The sequence below is a fragment of the Pseudomonas campi genome, assembly GCF_013200955.2.
Taxonomy (GTDB): Bacteria; Pseudomonadota; Gammaproteobacteria; order Pseudomonadales; family Pseudomonadaceae; genus Aquipseudomonas; species Aquipseudomonas campi.
Genome location: NZ_CP053697.2, coordinates 1,009,387 through 1,026,882 on the forward strand (window position 1 = coordinate 1,009,387; position 17,496 = coordinate 1,026,882).

Consider the following 17,496-nt stretch of genomic DNA (forward strand, 5'->3'; position numbering starts at 1 on the left):
CGTACCCTGGACGGGTGGAATGATGGCCCCATGCTACCACTGAGAGGGTGGGGCGCTATAGCCGCCGATCATCTGGCGTCAACCTTCCATCTTTTGGCAGTTTTGCCCGCTTTTAGTTCATTGCAGGCTCCGCGGCGCTGCGTTTGCCTCTAGGCTTCGCTATATAGTGCAGGGCCGGCAACTTCAGGTCTGGGTAGTGGTCGGTAATTCGAGAAAGACGATTTAAGGATAAGGTCATGCTGGATTGGAAGAAACGCACAGAGGACCTGCGCGGCAGCGTCGACGACTCGGTTGATGATGTTCGCAGCTATTTTGGTGGCCTGTGGCTGAGCCGTACCCTGGGCAGCCTGCTGGCCATCTATCTGCTGGCGGCGCTGGGCGTAGGCTGGTACTGGAGCCAGGAGCCCGCGCTGTTCCCGGTGCAGCAGCAGGCCCAGGCCTCGGCCGAAAAGGCGCAGCGCAAGCTGGTGGCGGGCTACACCACGGTGGAAACCCTCAAGCAGGTCTCCAGCACGCTGCTCAACAAGCCGGGTGGCTACCTGTCCAACGACATCGCACCGCCCGGCCTGTGGCTGGACAACATGCCAGCCTGGGAGTACGGCGTGCTGGTCCAGGTGCGTGACCTGTCCCGTGCGCTGCGCAAGGACTTCGCCCGCTCGCAGTCGCAATCCACCGAAGATCCGGACCTGGCCAAGGCCGAGCCGCGCTTCAACTTCGACAACAAGAGTTGGGCGCTGCCCGCCTCGGAGGCCGAGTACGCCGAGGGCATCAAGTCGCTGGATCGCTACCTGGCGCGTCTGGCCGATCCGAGCCAGCCCAATGCGCAGTTCTACGCCCGCGCCGACAACCTCAACAACTGGCTGGGAGATACCGCGACCCGGCTCGGCTCGCTGTCCCAGCGTCTGTCCGCCAGCGTTGGCCGGGTGCGTCTGAATACCGATATGTCGGACAAGGCGCCGGTCGTCGGTGAGGCCGTGCAGCTCAGTGAGGAGGAGGTAAAGACGCCCTGGCTGCAGATCGACAACGTGTTCTACGAAGCCCGTGGTCAGGCCTGGGCGCTGTCGCACATCCTGCGGGCCATCGAGGTGGACTTCGCCGATGTGCTGGCGAAGAAGAACGCCACCGTCAGCGTGCGGCAGATCATTCGCGAGCTGGAGGCGGCGCAGGAACCGTTGTGGAGTCCGATGATTCTCAATGGCAGCGGCTATGGCGTGCTGGCCAACCACTCGCTGGTGATGGCCAACTACATCTCGCGCGCCAATGCGGCGATTATCGATTTGCGCACCCTGCTGACCCAGGGCTAAGGCATGTTCGCCTACGCAATGCTGGATCGGGTCGTGCGCAGCCCATCCTGCAGCCTGGCCCTGGGCTGAGGCATGCCGATCTCCGCCGAGGAAGCGGCGCACCGTGCCGCTTCCGATGCCGAGCGCATCGCCTGGGTCGACGCGCAGGATTGCCTGCTCGGCGGCCTGCCGCGCGCTGAGCTGCGTGAGCGTGGGCTGATCGGCCGCGGCACCTTCATCCTGCTGTTCAATGCTGCCGGCGAGCTGTGTGTGCACCGGCGCACTCTGAGCAAGGCCATCTACCCCGGCTACTGGGATGTGGCGGCCGGCGGCATGGTGGGCGAGGGCGAAAGCTACGCCGAGTCGGCGGCGCGCGAGCTGCAGGAGGAACTGGGCATCGCCGGCGTCGAGCTGCACGAGCATGGCCGCTTCTTTTTCGATCAGCCGGACAATCGCCTGTGGTGCGCGGTGTTCTCGGCGGTCTCCGATGCACCGCTGGTGCTGCAGCCGGAGGAAGTGCTGGAGGCGGTTTTCCTGCCGCTGCCGGAGGTGCTGCGCGCCACTGCAGAAAAACCCTTCTGCCCCGACTCCCTGCAGGCCCTGCACAGCTACCTGGGCACTACCTGATTGGTAGGAGCGAGCTCTGCTCGCGAAAGGGCTGGGCGCAGGGCTTCGCGAGCAGAGCTCGCTCCTACATAAAGCATGCAGGCCTAGTCTTGCCTGGCTTTGTGCGGTTTTCTGGGCGTCTTTGTGCAGGATGCCGAACGAGCGCCGGCAAAGGTCGCCAATCCATCGATCATTGGCGCAATTACATACTTAGCAAGGCCAACCTTTGCCGTTACACTGCGCGACCTTTGAAGCCGGGTTCCCAGCCCGGCTGCGCTGCCCCTGCCAGAGTGGGGCTTCGCGGTCGATGCCTCAGGCACTTGTCGACCAGTCGCTATCCTGACCAACCCAAGAGGAAAAGCCGGTGGTCAAGAAAGCTTCGTCATTCTCCGCCTTGAGCGGTCTCGTCTATTCCACCGACAGCGGTCGGCATTGCCCCGACTGCAGCCAGCCGGTGGACGCCTGCATCTGCAAACAGAGCCGGATTCCCGAAGGTGACGGTATCGCCCGCGTGCGCCGGGAAACCAAGGGCCGGGGTGGCAAGACCGTCACCACCATCAGCGGCGTACCGCTGGCCGAAGAGCCCCTGAAAGAACTGGCTAGCGCGCTGAAGAAGCGCTGCGGCTGCGGTGGCGGACTCAAGGATGGGGTCATCGAGATTCAGGGCGACATGGTCGAGCTGCTCCTCGAAGAACTCGCCAAGCGCGGTTTCAAGGCCAAGAAATCCGGCGGCTGAGCCGGCGCCTCCTAAACTTCTCGATGGGGCAGTGGGTCCACTCTCCGTCATTCGTCATGATTTGCTTCTAAACAGGCTGTTGAAAAACGTTGGCGAGGCAGTCAGCGCAAGGCAAAAACAGGCGAAAAAGCGCAGTTTACGAGCTGTAAATGAGCATTTTGAGCCTGTTTTTAACGACGCGATGGCAACGCAGGTAGTTTTCAACAGCCTGTTAACCTGTTGCCCGATCAGGCAGCTGTTCCTTTCTATTGCAGGAGACCCCGATGGCCGCAAGACGCACACGCAAAGATGACGGTAGCCAATGGACAGTCGCGGACAGCCGCAGCGTATATGGCATCCGCCATTGGGGCGCCGGCTTCTTCGCGATCAATGACCAAGGCCGCGTGGAAGTCCGCCCGAATGGCCCGCAGAGCGCGCCGATCGACCTCTATGCCCAGCTCGACGGCCTGCGCGAAAGCGGCCTGTCGCTGCCGTTGCTGGTGCGCTTCCCGGACATCCTGCAGTACCGCGTGCGCCAGCTGACCGGTGCCTTCGACGCCAGCATCGCGCGCCTGGAATACCAGAACCGCTACACCGCGCTGTACCCGATCAAGGTCAACCAGCAGGAAGCGGTGGTGGAGAACATCATCGCCACCCAGGACGTGTCCATCGGCCTGGAGGCCGGCTCCAAGCCCGAGCTGATGGCCGTGCTGGCCCTGGCACCGAAGGGCGGCACCATCGTCTGCAACGGCTACAAGGACCGCGAGTTCATCCGTCTGGCCCTGATGGGGCAGAAGCTCGGCCACAACGTGTTCATCGTCATCGAGAAAGAGTCCGAGGTGCAGTTCGTCATCGACGAGGCGGCCGAACTCAAGGTCGCTCCGCAGATCGGCCTGCGCGTGCGCCTGTCGTCCCTGGCATCGAGCAAGTGGGCCGATACCGGTGGCGAGAAATCCAAGTTCGGCCTGTCCGCCGCCCAACTGTTGTCGGTGGTCGAACGCTTCAAGCAAGCCGGCCTGGACCAGGGCGTCCGTTTGCTGCACTTCCACATGGGCTCGCAGATCGCCAACATCGCCGACTACCGCAAGGGTTTCCGCGAGGCCATCCGCTACTACGGTGAGCTGCGCGCCCTCGGCCTGCCGGTCGATCATATCGACGTCGGTGGCGGCCTGGGCGTCGACTACGACGGCACCCATTCGCGCAACGCCAGCTCGATCAACTACGACATGGAAGACTACGCCGATGCCGTGGTCGACATGCTCAAGGAATTCTGCGACCGCCAGGACATTCCCCACCCGCACATCTTCTCCGAGAGCGGCCGGGCGATGACCGCGCACCATGCGGTACTGCTGGTGCAGGTGACCGACGTGGAGAAGCACCACGACGAAGTGCCACGCATCGACACCAGTATCGAGCAGCCGGAAGTGCTGCAGGTGCTGATCGACCTGCTCGGTGACAGCGATCCGGAAATGGTCGCCGAGACCTACTGGCGTGCCACCCACTACGTCAGCGAAGTGGCGGCGCAGTACTCCGCCGGCAAGCTCGACCTGCCGCAGAAGGCTCTGGCCGAGCAGTGCTACTTCGCCATCTGTCGGCGCCTGTACAACCAGCTCAAGGCCCGTCAGCGCTCGCACCGCCAGGTGCTCGACGAGCTCAACGACAAGCTGGCGGACAAGTACATCTGCAACTTCTCGGTGTTCCAGAGCCTGCCGGACACCTGGGCCATCGGCCAGATCCTGCCGATCCTGCCGTTGCACCGCCTGGATGAAGAGCCGCTGCGCCGCGCCGTGCTGCAGGACCTGACCTGCGACTCCGACGGCAAGATCAACCAGTACGTCGACGAGCAGAGCATCGAGACCAGCCTGCCGGTGCACGAACTGCGCGACGGCGAGGACTATGTGCTGGGGATCTTCCTGGTCGGCGCCTACCAGGAAATTCTCGGCGACATGCACAACCTGTTCGGTGACACCGACTCGGTGAACATCTACCAGAACGCCGACGGCACCTCCTACCACGCCGGGATCGAGACCCACGACACCATCGAGGACATGCTGCGCTACGTGCACCTGTCGCCCGAGGAGCTGATGAGCCACTACCGCGACAAGGTGGCCAGCGCCAAGCTCACTCCGCGCGAACGCACCCAGTTCCTCGACGCCCTGCGTTTGGGGCTGACCCGTTCGTCCTATCTGGCGACCTGAGCCGACGGTTCTTGCTGTCGCAGCGTTAAATAAGAAGCCCGGCGTATGCCGGGCTTTTTTGTCTGCGTAGCCCGGATGCAATCCGGGACGGGAATTCCCCGGATTGCATCCGGGCTACAACCTAGCTGCCGAAACCGCGTGCCATCAGGCTGGCAAGGAAGGGCAGGCAGACCAGCAACAGCAGCTCCAGGCGGATCACCCAGATCGTGCGTTTGGCGATCGCTGGGCTGATCTGCGGCGCCTTGCCGGCCAGCAGGTCGTTGCGCCAGTTGAAGAAGGTCAGGGTCGGCAGGGCCGAGATCAGGCCGATCAGCAGGAACAGGCCGACCTTGGCGTGGAACAGACCGTTGTGCAGGTAGTAGTCCAGGCCCTTGCCGAACCACAGCACTCGGGCAACGCCGGTGACCAGTACCAGGCCGGCGCTGACGCCGTAGGCGATGTCGATGCGCAGCAGGCGCTGAGCGCTGGCGACGTCCATCTGCGGCTTGAACAGCAGGTGCTCGGCGGTCAGCAGGGCGAACAGGACGAAGATCGACAGGTAGTGCAGGCTGGCGGCAATCGCGTCGGCCATGGAGTGCTCCTCGTGGTAGGTCAGGCGGCGTGGACCGTTCTGTTACGGCCCTGGTGCTTGGCAAGGTACAGCGCGCTGTCGGCGCGTTCCAGCAGCGAGGCCGGGTTCTCTCCGGGCGCCGCAATGGCGGTACCGATGCTGCTGGTCACCGTATGGCTGAGCGTGCCGATGCTCATCGGCGTGGCGGCAATGGCCTGGCGGACGCGCTCGGCGATGTGCTGCAGCTCGCTGGCGTCGTGCACGCTGACCAGGGCGACGAACTCCTCGCCACCCAGGCGCACCAGCAGATCATCCGGGCGCAGGGCGGCGCTCATGCGCCGTGCGCTTTCCCACAGCACCTGGTCGCCGCCGCCATGGCCGAACTGGTCGTTGACCTGCTTGAAGTGGTCGAGGTCGCAATAGATTGCGGCGAGCTGCAAGCCTTGCTCCATCGCACTGGCCAGCTCGCGCGGGTAGAACTCATTGAAGCCGGCGCGGTTCCACAGCTGGGTCAGCGGGTCGATCAGTGCCTTGCGTTGTTCGCGGCTGACCGCCTGGCGCAACGTGTGGGCGTGCTGGCTGACATTGCGTAGATGCAGGTAACCCTCGACCAGCGTGGCCAGGTCGCGCAGGCGCAGCCGCTCCGCTGGGTCGAGGCCGCGTGGCTGCGGATGCAGCAGGCAGAGCGTGCCGATCGGTTGGTTGTCGCGGCTGTAGAGCGGCTGGCCGGCGTAGAAGCGGATAAAGGGCGCGCCGACCACCACCGGGTTGTCGCAGAAGCGCACGTCGAGATGGGCGTCCTCGACGACCAGCGGACTGCGCGCTGCCACCGCATGGCCACAGAAGGAAATGTCCCGCGGGGTTTCGGCCAGGTCCAGGCCCGTGCGCGCCTTGAACCATTGGCGGTCACGATCAACCAGGCTGATCAGCACGGTATCGACGCCGAACAGTTCACGGGTCAGGCGCACCAGGGTGTCGAGATACAGCTCGGCGGGGGTGTCGAGCAGATCGAGGTCATCCAGCGCCTGTTGGCGAAGGGCTTCATCGGGAGGGCAGGGAGCAGGCAGCATTCTTGTCTCCGTTTAGTGCGGTGGAGCCAGCCAGGCATCCCGGCGCTGCAGGCGCCACGCCAGGATGGCCAGGCTCAGGCCGCGCATCAGCATAAAACATAGCAAAGCCAGCCACAGGCCGTGATTGCCCAGGCCTTGCAGCAGCCAACCCAGCGGCAGGGCCAGGGCCACGCTGGCGAGCATGGCATTGCGCATTTCCCGGGCGCGGGTGGCGCCGATGAACAGGCCGTCGAGCAGGTAGCTCCACACTCCCAGCAGCGGTAGAACGGCCAGGTAGGGCAGGTACTGATAGGCCACTGCGCGTACCGCAGGGATGTCACTCTGCAGATTGACGAACAGTTCGCCGCCGGCGAGAAACAGCAGGGCAAAAGCCAGGCTGGCGAGCAGCGCCCAGCCGCTGGCGACCACCAGCGAGCGGCGCAAGGCCAGGCGGTCAGCGGCACCGATGGCGTGCCCGCACAGCGCCTCCACCGCATGGGCCAGGCCGTCCAGGGCGAAGGCGGCGAGCAGCAGGCCGTTGAGCAGCAGGGCATTGGCCGCCACCGTGGCGTCACCGAGGCGGGTGCCCTGCACGGTGACCAGGAAGAACACCAGGTGCAGGGCCAGGGTGCGGATCAGGATGTCGCGGTTGACCGCCAGCAGTGCGTGCCAGCTGCGCCACTGTTTAAGGGCTGCCCCGTCGAGTCGTCCGGGGTGATGGCGCAGGGCTTGAGCGGCCAGCAGCAGACCGAGCAGGGCGCCGCTCCATTCGGCCAGCACCGAGGCCCGCGCGGAGCCGACCACGCCCCACTCCAGACCGAGCACGAACCACAGGTTGAGCAGGATGTTCAGCAGGTTGGTGCTCAGCATGACGGCCAGCGCGCCGCGGGCGCGTTGCGTACCCAGCAGCCAGCCGATCAGGGCGGAACTGGCCAGGGTGGCCGGCAAGCCGAACAGCCGAGCGTGGAAGAACTCGCGGGCCAGGCTGGCCAACTCCGCCGAGGGCTGCATCAGGTTCAGGGCCAGGCCGCTCAGCGGCACGGCCAGCAGCGCCAGCAGCAGCGACAGACCACCCACCAGCAGCAGGCTTTGCAGCAGCACCTGGCGCAGCGCCGTGCCATCGCCACGGCCACAGGCCTGGGCGGCGAAGCCGGTGGCGCTCATGCGCAGGATGCCGAACACGCCGACCAGCATGGCATACAGGCTGGCACCAACCACCACCGCACCGAGCTGATGGGCATGCGGCAGGTGACCGATCACGGCGGTGTCGACCAGTGCCACCAGCGGTACCGACAGGTTGGACAGGATCATCGGCAGGGCCAGGGCCCAGACCCGCCGATGGGTCGGGGCGTGGCGCCAGGCGTCGAGCAGGGCGGACATGGGCAGTACCGGCAAAAGGCCGATTATAGGCAGGCCAGATAGGGCATAGCGCATTTGTGACTAGCGCCGCCAGCCGATAGCTGCAAGTGTTGTAGCCGAGCCCGCTCGGGCGCGCAGGCAGCTGGCTAGACTTGTCTGTACCAGCAGTGAGTGCCGCGCAGCCGTGGCGGCCGAGGAGGTGCAACATGCATGTGGCCGAAACCCTGGCCCGTAGTCTGCAACGGGCCGAATGTCAGTACGATCTGGTCGAGCATGATCACTCGGCGACCAGCCTGGAGTCGGCGCGCAAGGCCGGCGTTCCCGCCTCGCGCATGGCCAAGCCGATCATCCTCGACGACCGCCGTGGGCACTACCTGATGGCCGTGGTGCCGGCCAACCGGCAGCTGGATCTGGGCAAGGTGCACAAGGGCCCCTGGCGCTGGCAGCTGACCAGCGAACAGAGCCTCGGCGGGCTGTTCCGCGACTGCGAGCGCGGTGCCGTGCCGGCCCTTGGCGAGGCCTATGGCATGGGCATGCTGATCGACCCGGCGCTGGCGCGGCAGGCCGACATCTACTTGGAGGCCGGCGACCACGAAAGCCTGGTGCACCTGTCGATCGACGAGTTCTTCAAGCTGGCGCCCAATGCTCAGTTGTGCGAGCTGAGTGTCTGAGCCAGCGCGGCGCACAGCTTCTGGCGGACACCTTGGCGTGAGCGTGCGCGACGGGTTGCAGGGCATCGGCAACCCGCAAGTTGCTGGTGGCCTGCGAGGCCTCTGCCAATACCGGCTATCCATTCATGATCCCGGCCTAGATCACGCCTGCGCAAGCGGGCTTCGGCTATAGTTTCGCTCCTCTGCCTTGCCCGCTTTGGGAGCCTGCTATGCCGAACAAAGGACTGCTTCTGGCCCTCGCACTGACGCTGCTCAGTGCCTGCGATTCTTCCACTCCCGATGTGCCCAGCGCCGACCGCCCCGTCGCGCAGCAGGACGCGGCAAGGCCGGCGGCGGATGTCGAGGCGCTGGCCAAGCGCTATGCCGGGCGCCAGTTGAGTGTGGCCGATGCCTCGGAAGTGCAGCTCGACGGCGCCAGTGTGCTGTCGGTGACCTTCAGCGTGCCGCTCGATCCCGAGCAGGACTTCGCCGCCAAGCTGCATCTGGTCGACAAGAAAAGCGGCAAGGTCGACGGCGCCTGGGAGCTGTCCGACAACCTGATGGAACTGCGCCTGCGCCACCTCGAACCGCAGCGCAGCCTGCTGCTGACCGTCGATGCCGGCCTGCGTGGAGTCAATGCCAGCGAACTGGCCGCGGAATACAGCTCGCAGATCGATACCCGCGACATGCAGCCCACAGTCGGCTTCGCCAGCCGTGGCTCGTTGCTGCCGACCCGTCTGGCCGAAGGCCTGCCGGTGATCGCGCTGAACGTCGACAAGGTCAACGTAGAATTCTTCCGCATCCGCCAGGAAGCGCTGCCGAGCTTTCTCAGCCAGTGGGGGCGCAGCTCCAATATCAGCACCTGGGAATCCCGCGAGCTGCTGCCGATGGCCGAGCTGGTCTATGGCGGCCGTTTCGACCTCAACCCGGCGCGCAATACCCGCGAAACCCTGCTGCTGCCGATTGCCGGTCTGGAGCCGTTCAAACAGCCGGGCGTGTACCTGGCGGTGATGCGCGAGGCCGGCACCTACAACTACACGCAGCCGGCGACCCTGTTCACCCTCAGTGATATCGGCCTGTCGGTGCACCGTTACCGCGGCCGCCTGGATGTCTTCACCCAGGCCCTGGAAGGAGGCGCGGCGCAGGCCGACGTGACCCTGGAACTGCTCAGCGACAAGGGCCAGGTGATCGGCGAAGGCAGCACCGACAGCAGCGGCCACGCCGAGCTGAGCCTGCCCGATAACGCCGCCCTGCTGCTCGCCCGCCAGGGCGAGCAGACCAGCCTGCTCAACCTCAGCGGCCCGGCCCTGGACCTGGCCGAGTTCGATATCGGCGGCGAGATCCCCAACCCGCTGCAGTTGTTCGTGTTCGGCCCGCGCGATCTGTATCGCCCCGGTGAGACCGTGCTGCTCAACGCCTTGCTGCGCGATGCCGATGGCCGCGCGGTCAAGCCGCAGCCGGTGAATGTGGAAGTGCGTCGCCCGGATGAGCAGGTCAGCCGCAAGTTCGTCTGGCAGCCGGGCGAGGATGGCCTCTATCAATACCAGCTGCAGCTGGCCGGCGAGGCGCCGACCGGACGCTGGCAACTGCTGCTGGATGTCGGCAGCGGGCACAGCCAGATCTACGAATTCCTCGTCGAGGACTTCCTGCCCGAACGCCTGGCCCTGGAGCTCAAGGGCAGCGAGACGCCGATCGCACCGAGCGACGAGGCGCAGTTCCAGGTCGAGGGTCGTTACCTGTACGGCGCGCCGGCGTCCGGCAACCGCCTGACCGGCCAGGTCTACGTGCGGCCGCTGCGCGAGGCGGTGAAGGCGCTGCCTGGCTACCAGTTCGGCTCGCTCACCGAGGAGGAGCTGAGCCAGGATCTCGAGCTGGAGGAAACCAGCCTGGATGCCGAGGGCAAGACTGTTATCCAGGTGGAAAACCGCTGGGCCGAGGCCAAGTCACCGCTGCAGCTGATCGTCCAGGCCAGCCTGCAGGAGTCCGGTGGCCGGCCGATCACCCGGCGCCTGGTGCAACCGGTATGGCCGGCCGAGCGCCTGCCCGGTGTGCGCGGCCTGTTCGAGGGCGAGGAGGTGGATGGCGACAGCCTGGTCGAATTCGAGCTGCTGGTCGCCGATCCGGCGGGCAACAAGCTGGCCGCCGAGCAGCTCAACGTGCGCTTTATCCGCGAGCGCCGTGACTACTACTGGAGCTTCTCCGAAGGCGAAGGCTGGAATTACCACTACAACGAGAAGTTCCTCAACCTGGCCGAGGAAAACATCAGCGTCGCCGCCGGCGGCACGGCCAAGGTCAGTTTCCCGGTGGAGTGGGGCCCGTACCGCATCGAAGTCACCGACGCCGAGACCGGCATCATGAGCAGCCTGCGGGTGTGGGCCGGTTATTCCTGGCAGGACAACACCGACGGCGGTGCGGTGCGTCCGGACCAGGTCAAACTGGCTCTCGACAAGCCGGCCTACAGTGCCGGCGACACAGCCACGGTCACCGTTACCCCGCCGGTAGCCGGCAGTGGCTACCTGCTGGTGGAGTCCAGTGACGGTCCGCTGTGGTGGCAGGAAATCGAGGTGCCGGCCGAAGGCAAGGCCTTCGACATTGCCCTGGACGACGAGTGGGCGCGGCATGACCTGTACATCAGCGCCCTGGTGATCCGCCCCGGCGAGCGCAAGGCGGGCGCCACGCCCAAGCGCGCCGTGGGCCTGCTGCACCTGCCGTTCGAACGCGGCCCGCGCAAGCTGCAGCTGAGCCTCAGTGCGCCGGAGAAGATGCGCCCGCAGCAGCCGCTGAAGGTGCAAATCCAGGCGAAGAACGCCGACGGCAGCGTACCGAGCGAGGTGCGGGTGCTGGTGGCGGCGGTGGATGTCGGCATCCTCAATATCACCGAGTACCCGACGCCCGACCCCTTCGCCCAGTTCTTCGGGCGCAAGGCCTACGGCGCCGACCAGCTGGATGTCTACGGCCAGCTGATTGAGGCCGGTCAGGGGCGCCTGGCCAGCCTGGCCTTCGGCGGTGATGCGGCGCTGGCCAAGGGCGGCAAGCGCCCGGATACCAGCATCACCATCGTCGCCCAACAGAGCCTGCCGGTGCAGCTGGATGCCCAGGGCCGGGGCGAAGTCAGCCTGGATATTCCCGACTTCAATGGCGAGCTGCGCCTGATGGCCCAGGCCTGGACCGACGAGCGCTACGGCATGGCCGAGGGCAAGACGGTGGTAGCCGCGCCGCTGGTGGCCGAACTGTCGGCGCCGCGCTTCCTCGCCGGCGGCGATGAAACCACCGTGGCCCTGGACCTGACCAACCTGTCCGGCACCACGCAGAAACTCGATGTGCAGCTTAGCGCCGAGGGGCAGTTGGCCTTGAGCGAAACCCCTGGCGGGCATACCGCACCGATTCAGCTCGACCAGGGCCAGCGCACCACCCTGCGTATCCCGGTGCGTGCCGCCGGCGGCTTCGGCGCCGGCGTGCTGCGCGTCAGCGTGCAGGGCCTGAGCTTGCCGGGCGAGAACCTGCCGCCGTTCAGTCGCACCTGGCGCATCGGTGTGCGTCCGGCCTGGCCGGCGCAGCAGCAGATGTTCCGCAGCGTGCTCAAGGGAGAACGCTGGAGCCTGCCTGCCGGCACCCTGGCGGCCTTCGAACCGGCCGGGCTGGAGGCGCTGCTTAGCGTGTCCAGTCGTCCGCCGCTCAATCTGGCCGAGCAGATCCGTGCCCTCAAGGCCTATCCCTACGGCTGCCTGGAGCAGACCACCAGCGGCCTGTACCCCTCGCTGTACGCCGATGCTGCCACCCTCAAGCGGCTCGGCCTGGAAGGCGAGCCTGAAGAGCAGCGGCGACGCTCGATCGAGATCGGCATCGAGCGTCTGCTTGGCATGCAGCGCTACAACGGCAGCTTCGGTCTGTGGGGCAGCGACAGCGACGAGGAATACTGGCTGACCGCCTATGTCACCGACTTCCTCCTGCGCGCCCGCGAGCAAGGCTTCGCCGTGCCCGCCGAGCCGCTGAAGAAGGCCAGCGAGCGCCTGCTGCGCTACCTGCAGGAGCGCAACCTGATCGAAGTCGGCTACAGCGAAAACCTCGACCACACCCGCTTTGCCGTGCAGGCCTACGCCGGTTACGTGCTGGCGCGCAGTCAGCAGGCGCCGCTGGGCGCCCTGCGTGCGCTGTACGAGCGGCGCAGTGAGTCGCAGTCCGGCCTGCCGCTGGTACACCTGGCGGTGGCCCTGCAGAAGATGGGCGACAAGCCGCGTGCCGACGAGGCGCTGGCCGTGGGCATGGCGCAGGGTCGCAATCGCGAGGACTGGCTGGCCGACTACGGCAGCCCGCTGCGCGACCAGGCACTGATCTACGCCCTGCTGGAGGAGAATGACCTGGCCGCCGGCACGCGCGAGCAACTGCTGTTCGAACTGGCCGAGGAGCGGGCGCTGCAGGACTACCTGTCGACCCAGGAGCGCAACTCGCTGTTCCTCGCCGGCCGTAGCCTGGTCAAACAGCCGGAGAAGGACTGGAACGCCGTGCTGGAAGTCGCCGGCCAGCTGCGCGAGCTGAGTAACAGCCAGCCGGCCCTGCTGCTGCAGGGCGCGGGTCTGGGCGAGCCGCTGAGCCTGAGCAATCCGGGCGAGCAGAGCCTGTACCAGCAACTGACCCTGTCCGGTTACCCGGCCCAGGCACCGCGGGCGGGGGGCAACAACCTGAGCATCGAACGCGACTACTACGACCTCGGTGGCAACGCGCTGGACCTGAACAATCTGCAAAGCGGCCAGCTGGTGCTGGTGCACCTGGCGGTGCGCGCCGATGAGCGGGTGCCGGATGCCCTGCTGGTCGACCTGCTACCGGCGGGCCTGGAGCTGGAAAACCAGAATCTGGCGCAGAGCGCCGCCAGCCTGGACGACGCCAGCAGCGCGGTGAAGGAGTGGCAGAAGTCGATGCAGAACGCCGCAATCAAACACCAGGAATTCCGCGACGACCGCTACGTGGCGGCGCTGGATGTGAATGGCTACGACACCACCCACCTGCTGTACCTGGCCCGCGCCGTGACGCCCGGCACCTACCGGGTGCCGCCGCCGCAAGTGGAGTCGATGTACCGTCCAGCCTGGAAGGCCCAGGGCGAGACGCCGGAGAAATTGGTGGTGCGGGGGCGCTGAGGGGCATGTTTTCCCTCTCCCCAACCCTCTCCCATAAATGGGAGAGGGGGCAGGCCGTGCCTGGGGTGTGGCTATGCGTTGCCGCAAGCTATTCAGGCCGAGATCAGGCTCCGGGATACGCAACGGAGCTGGGTGCAAGTCACCCCTCGCCAGTTCGCGGGAGAGGGCGCAGGTTGTGTCTGTAGGGCGCCTTGAAGTTGTTGCGAACTTTTCAGGCCGGTAACAGGCTCCAGGATAGGCAGCGGAGCTTGGCGCAAGTCACCCCTCGCCCATTTATGGGAGAGGGGTCGGGGGAGAGGGCAAAGGGAGCAAGGAGGCTCACATGGGACTGCGTGAAAACGCCAAGCATCTGCGTACCCACATGACGGATGCCGAGGCCAGGCTCTGGTATCACCTGCGTGGTCACCGCTTCATGGGATTGAAGTTCAAGCGACAGAAACCGATTGGCCGCTATATCGTCGACTTCGTGTGTCTGGAGTGTTTCCTGATCATCGAACTGGATGGCGGTCAGCATGCCGAGCAGTGGCAGGTGGATCAGGTGCGCGATGGCTATCTACAGGAGCGTGGCTATCGGGTGCTGCGCTTCTGGAATCATCAGGTGCTGGGTGAGATGGCGGCGGTGCTGGAGCGGATTCGCCTGAGCATCGACCCTCTCCCCAGCCCTCTCCCATGAATGGGAGAGGGAGCGGGCCGTGCACGGGGTTAAGCTTGACGCGCTTGTCTCCCCTCTCCCGTTTACGGGAGAGGGGCCGGGGGAGAGGGTGGTGCATTCAACTCACAATCAAACTCAACAACCACAACCCCAGCAACCCATAGATAACCATGCGCACGAACGCCTTGCGCATGCCGGCGCGGACGGCGGCGTAGAGCAGCAACAGGCCGCAGACCATGGCCACCAGGCTGAGCAGGCCGATGTCGGTACCGAGGGCGTTGGCCAGGCCCTGCAGGAAGCTGCGGCCGGCGTCGGCGAACAGGCCGAAGAAGCCGCTGAGGGCTTCGACGATGAAACGGATCAGAGTGCCGAGTGCGTGACCCAGCCATTGAAAGAAATCACTCACAAAAATATGTCCGGCCGCTCGGGGCCGCTCCTCGGCTGTTGCGCGCAATGCGGGGCAGCATGCCACAGGCACCTGCTGTGGCGAAGGGTAGCAGGCCCATGGACCTGAGCCGCTGGCTCATCCGCTTGCGCCGCCCCTGGTTGGCGCTGCCCTTGCTGCTGTTGGCGCTGCTGCTGGTGGCCGATCGGCTGTTTCCGTTGCCCTTGCCGCAGGACGACCTGGCCCGCGTGGTGCTGGCCGAGGATGGCACGCCGCTGTGGCGCTTCGCCGATGCCGAGGGGGTGTGGCGCTATCCGGTGACGCCGGAGCAGGTTTCGCCCTATTACCTGCAGGCGCTGCTGACCTACGAGGACCGCTGGTTCTACCGGCACCCCGGGGTCAACCCGCTGGCCCTCGGCCGTGCGGCCTGGCAGAACCTCACGGGCGGGCGCGTGCTGTCCGGTGGCAGCACCCTGTCGATGCAGGTGGCGCGGCTGCTCGATCCGCATGAACGAACCTTCGCCGGCAAGCTGCGCCAGCTGGGGCGCACCCTGCAGCTGGAATGGCACCTATCCAAGGACGAGATCCTCGCCCTCTACCTCAACCGCGCGCCTTTCGGCGGCACCTTGCAGGGTGTGGCGGCGGCCAGTTGGGCCTATCTGGGCAAGTCACCGGCGCAGCTGACCCGCGCCGAGGCGGCGTTGCTCGCGGTGTTGCCGCAGGCGCCCAGCCGGCTGCGCCCGGATCGGCACCCCGAGCGCGCCCAGGCGGCGCGGGACAAGGTGCTGCGGCGCCTGGCGCAGTTCCAGGTGTGGCCACAGGGCCTGGTCGACGAGGCGCTGCAGGAGCCGGTGCTGCTGGCGCCGCGCCAGGAACCCAACCTGGCGCCGCTGCTGGCGCGGCGGCTGAATGTGCCAGGCAGCCCGCCACTGATCCGCACCACCCTCGATGCCAGCCTGCAACGGCGCCTGGAGGACCTGCTGCTGGGTTGGCGCGCGCGCCTGCCGGAGCACACCTCGGCGGCGATCCTGGTGGTCGACCACGAGAGCATGGCGGTGCGTGCCTACCTGGGGTCGGTGGATATCGCCGACAAGCGCCGCTTCGGCCATGTCGACATGGTGCGCGCCCTGCGCTCGCCCGGTTCCACGCTGAAACCCTTTCTCTATGGCCTGGCTCTGGACGCCGGGCTGATCCATTCCGAGTCGCTGCTGCAGGATGTGCCGCGGCGCTATGGCGACTATCGCCCCGGCAACTTCGCCGCCGGGTTTATCGGCCCGGTGTCGGCCAGCGAGGCCCTGGCTACCTCGCTCAACCTGCCCGCGGTGCAACTGCTGGAAGCCTACGGGCCGAAGCGCTTTGCCGGTGAACTGCGCAATGCCGGGGTGCCGCTGACCTTGCCGGCGGCTGCGGAGCCCAACCTGGCGCTGATCCTCGGTGGCGCCGGCAGCCGCCTGGAGGAACTGGTCGGCGGTTACAGCGCCTTTGCCCGCGACGGGCTCGCCGCCCGCCCGCGCCTGCAGCCACAGGACAGTCTGCACGAGCGCCGCCTGCTCTCACCCGGCGCGGCGTGGATCATCCGGCGCATTCTGTCCGGCCAGGCACGACCCGACCGCGACCCGCGTGCCGAGTTGCTGCAGCGTCCCGTGCTGGCCTGGAAGACCGGCACCAGCTACGGCTTTCGCGATGCCTGGGCGGTGGGGGTCGGCCCACGGCACCTGATCGGCATCTGGATCGGCCGTCCGGACGGCACCCCGGTGCCCGGTCAGTTCGGCCTGGCCTCGGCCGCGCCGCTGTTGCTGCAGGTGCATGATCTGCTGGTCAACCGCGACAGTCAGCGTGGCCTGGCGCCCCCGGTGCAGCGGGTTCCGGAGAGCGTCGGGGTGGCCGCGATCTGCTGGCCGCTGGGGCAACCGCTGGCCCGTGAGGATGACAATTGCCGGCGTCAGCGCTTTGCCTGGACCCTCGACGGCACCACGCCGCCGACCCTGCAGGCGGCCGATCAGCCGCTGGGTCTGGGGCTGTTGCAGAACATCTGGGTCAATCCGCAGGGACGCCAGGTGGCCGCCACCTGTGCCGCTGGCGAGGCGCGTCAGGTGGCGCTCTGGCCGGCACCGCTGGAACCCTGGTTGCCGCGGCGCGAACGGCGGGCGGCGCGTTTACCGGCGGCCGACCCGAGCTGCCCACCGGCCATGGCCCCGCCGGCGGCACCGCTGTCGATCGTCGGCATTCGCGATCACGACCGCCTACGCCGTCCTGCCAGCAGTGCCGATCCCCTGCGCCTGCAGCTCTCGGCCCTGGGCGGCAGTGGCACGCGCTGGTGGTTCCTGAATGGCGCGCCGCTGGCCGAAAGCCAGCCGGGCGAGGCCTTCGCCCAGGTGCTGCGCGAGACGGGGCAGTACCAACTGAGCGTGCTGGATCAGGGCGGGCAGACTGCCCAGCTGCAGTTCAGTGTCACGGAGTAGGCCCGCTCAGTATCGACAAGCGGCTGACCGCTACGAACGGGTCTGCGATCTTTTCCAACCGTGAACAATGAGGAGTCGGATCACACAGACTTGGACCGCAACGCCCCTTGCTTAGGGTGCATTACGCACCCTTCGCGGGTCGGATCGCGCTCTGCTTATCCATGCGGTTGCCGGCTGTCGGCGGGGCGGCGCAAAGGCTTTGCACCGGTTACAAGGCGCGGGTCATCAACTGGCGGTTTGCATCTGTGGAGCTGGTGCTCGCCACGGCAGGGCGTGTGGCGCCTGCAGGCGTGCTTGCAGGGTAGCAACGAAGGCGCGGGCTTCGGCTTCGCTGCGAAAGCTGACGCCGTGCTGATCCATACACACTTGCCAGCGGGTGCCTTGCGGGGTCGAGACCTGGCGGATAAGGACGTTCATCGCGTACCTCCACAGGGGTTGGGAAGCTGCAGTCTAGT

The 17,496-nt window shown here is 66.4% G+C and carries 13 protein-coding genes; 8 read left to right on the plus strand and 5 right to left on the minus strand.

The window, feature by feature from the left end; translation table 11 throughout:
• Positions 1–236: 236 nt before the first annotated feature.
• The 4 genes from HNE05_RS04570 to speA all read left to right on the plus strand — a co-directional run bounded on the left by HNE05_RS04570 (position 237) and on the right by speA (position 4,802).
• Positions 237–1,304 carry a DUF2333 family protein gene (locus HNE05_RS04570; RefSeq protein ID WP_173203796.1) on the plus strand — a complete coding sequence of 356 codons (1,068 nt, stop codon included), beginning with the start codon at positions 237–239 and terminating at the stop codon, positions 1,302–1,304.
• A gap of 72 nt (positions 1,305–1,376) precedes the next feature.
• Positions 1,377–1,910: an NUDIX hydrolase gene (locus HNE05_RS04575; protein ID WP_173203798.1), complete on the plus strand. Its 534-nt coding sequence runs from the start codon at positions 1,377–1,379 to the stop codon at positions 1,908–1,910.
• 343 nt (positions 1,911–2,253) lie between these two features.
• A complete protein-coding gene (locus HNE05_RS04580; protein ID WP_173203800.1) occupies positions 2,254–2,625 on the plus strand; it encodes a translation initiation factor Sui1 in 372 nt (123 codons plus the stop codon).
• A 263-nt stretch (positions 2,626–2,888) separates the two neighbouring features.
• Entirely contained in the window at positions 2,889–4,802 is a 1,914-nt protein-coding gene (speA, locus tag HNE05_RS04585) for an arginine decarboxylase (protein WP_173203802.1), read from the plus strand.
• A 121-nt stretch (positions 4,803–4,923) separates the two neighbouring features.
• On the opposite strand, the gene HNE05_RS04590 is transcribed toward speA, so the two are convergent.
• From HNE05_RS04590 to HNE05_RS04600, 3 genes are read right to left on the minus strand one after another with little or no spacing between them, the layout of a single operon-like run.
• Positions 4,924–5,373, minus strand: coding sequence for a DUF2214 family protein (locus HNE05_RS04590; RefSeq protein ID WP_173203804.1), 450 nt, complete (start codon positions 5,371–5,373; stop codon positions 4,924–4,926).
• 20 nt (positions 5,374–5,393) lie between these two features.
• Entirely contained in the window at positions 5,394–6,422 is a 1,029-nt protein-coding gene (locus HNE05_RS04595; protein ID WP_173203806.1) for a GGDEF domain-containing protein, read from the minus strand.
• A 12-nt stretch (positions 6,423–6,434) separates the two neighbouring features.
• On the minus strand, positions 6,435–7,781 hold the full coding sequence (locus tag HNE05_RS04600; RefSeq protein WP_173203808.1) for an MATE family efflux transporter: 1,347 nt from the start codon (positions 7,779–7,781) through the stop codon (positions 6,435–6,437).
• 185 nt (positions 7,782–7,966) lie between these two features.
• Here HNE05_RS04600 and HNE05_RS04605 point away from each other — a divergent pair, with 185 nt between their 5' ends.
• From HNE05_RS04605 to HNE05_RS04615, 3 genes are all read left to right on the plus strand, one after another.
• On the plus strand, positions 7,967–8,431 hold the full coding sequence (locus tag HNE05_RS04605) for an aminoacyl-tRNA deacylase (protein ID WP_173203810.1): 465 nt from the start codon (positions 7,967–7,969) through the stop codon (positions 8,429–8,431).
• 209 nt (positions 8,432–8,640) lie between these two features.
• The gene (locus HNE05_RS04610; RefSeq protein ID WP_173203812.1) at positions 8,641–13,542 is read left to right on the plus strand and encodes an alpha-2-macroglobulin family protein; all 4,902 of its coding nucleotides are present in this window, start codon (positions 8,641–8,643) and stop codon (positions 13,540–13,542) included.
• Positions 13,543–13,864: 322 nt separating this feature from the next.
• Positions 13,865–14,215 (plus strand): endonuclease domain-containing protein, encoded by a 351-nt coding sequence (locus tag HNE05_RS04615; protein WP_173203814.1) that lies wholly within the window; start codon positions 13,865–13,867, stop codon positions 14,213–14,215.
• Between the two features lie 97 nt (positions 14,216–14,312).
• Here HNE05_RS04615 and HNE05_RS04620 read toward each other — a convergent pair whose 3' ends face one another.
• Positions 14,313–14,606, minus strand: a complete 294-nt coding sequence (locus tag HNE05_RS04620; protein WP_173211600.1) for a hypothetical protein — start codon at positions 14,604–14,606, stop codon at positions 14,313–14,315.
• A gap of 92 nt (positions 14,607–14,698) precedes the next feature.
• Between HNE05_RS04620 and pbpC the strand changes: the two genes are divergently transcribed.
• Positions 14,699–17,041 (plus strand): peptidoglycan glycosyltransferase PbpC, encoded by a 2,343-nt coding sequence (gene pbpC / locus HNE05_RS04625; protein WP_173203816.1) that lies wholly within the window; start codon positions 14,699–14,701, stop codon positions 17,039–17,041.
• Positions 17,042–17,266: 225 nt separating this feature from the next.
• Here the strand turns inward: pbpC and HNE05_RS04630 are convergent, their stop codons facing one another.
• Complete coding sequence (locus HNE05_RS04630; RefSeq protein ID WP_173203818.1) at positions 17,267–17,458, minus strand: hypothetical protein; 192 nt, start codon at positions 17,456–17,458, stop codon at positions 17,267–17,269.
• Between the last annotated feature and the right edge of the window lie 38 nt (positions 17,459–17,496).

Bases quoted from the DNA above. Each gene is read 5' to 3' on its own strand.
- HNE05_RS04570 (WP_173203796.1), top strand. From the start codon at position 237: ATGCTGGATTGGAAGAAACGCACAGAGGACCTGCGCGGCAGCGTCGAC.
- HNE05_RS04575 (WP_173203798.1), top strand. From the start codon at position 1,377: ATGCCGATCTCCGCCGAGGAAGCGGCGCACCGTGCCGCTTCCGATGCC.
- speA (WP_173203802.1), top strand. From the start codon at position 2,889: ATGGCCGCAAGACGCACACGCAAAGATGACGGTAGCCAATGGACAGTC.
- HNE05_RS04590 (WP_173203804.1), bottom strand. From the start codon at position 5,373: ATGGCCGACGCGATTGCCGCCAGCCTGCACTACCTGTCGATCTTCGTC.
- HNE05_RS04595 (WP_173203806.1), bottom strand. From the start codon at position 6,422: ATGCTGCCTGCTCCCTGCCCTCCCGATGAAGCCCTTCGCCAACAGGCG.
- HNE05_RS04600 (WP_173203808.1), bottom strand. From the start codon at position 7,781: ATGTCCGCCCTGCTCGACGCCTGGCGCCACGCCCCGACCCATCGGCGG.
- HNE05_RS04605 (WP_173203810.1), top strand. From the start codon at position 7,967: ATGCATGTGGCCGAAACCCTGGCCCGTAGTCTGCAACGGGCCGAATGT.
- HNE05_RS04610 (WP_173203812.1), top strand. From the start codon at position 8,641: ATGCCGAACAAAGGACTGCTTCTGGCCCTCGCACTGACGCTGCTCAGT.
- HNE05_RS04615 (WP_173203814.1), top strand. From the start codon at position 13,865: ATGGGACTGCGTGAAAACGCCAAGCATCTGCGTACCCACATGACGGAT.
- pbpC (WP_173203816.1), top strand. From the start codon at position 14,699: ATGGACCTGAGCCGCTGGCTCATCCGCTTGCGCCGCCCCTGGTTGGCG.
- HNE05_RS04630 (WP_173203818.1), bottom strand. From the start codon at position 17,458: ATGAACGTCCTTATCCGCCAGGTCTCGACCCCGCAAGGCACCCGCTGG.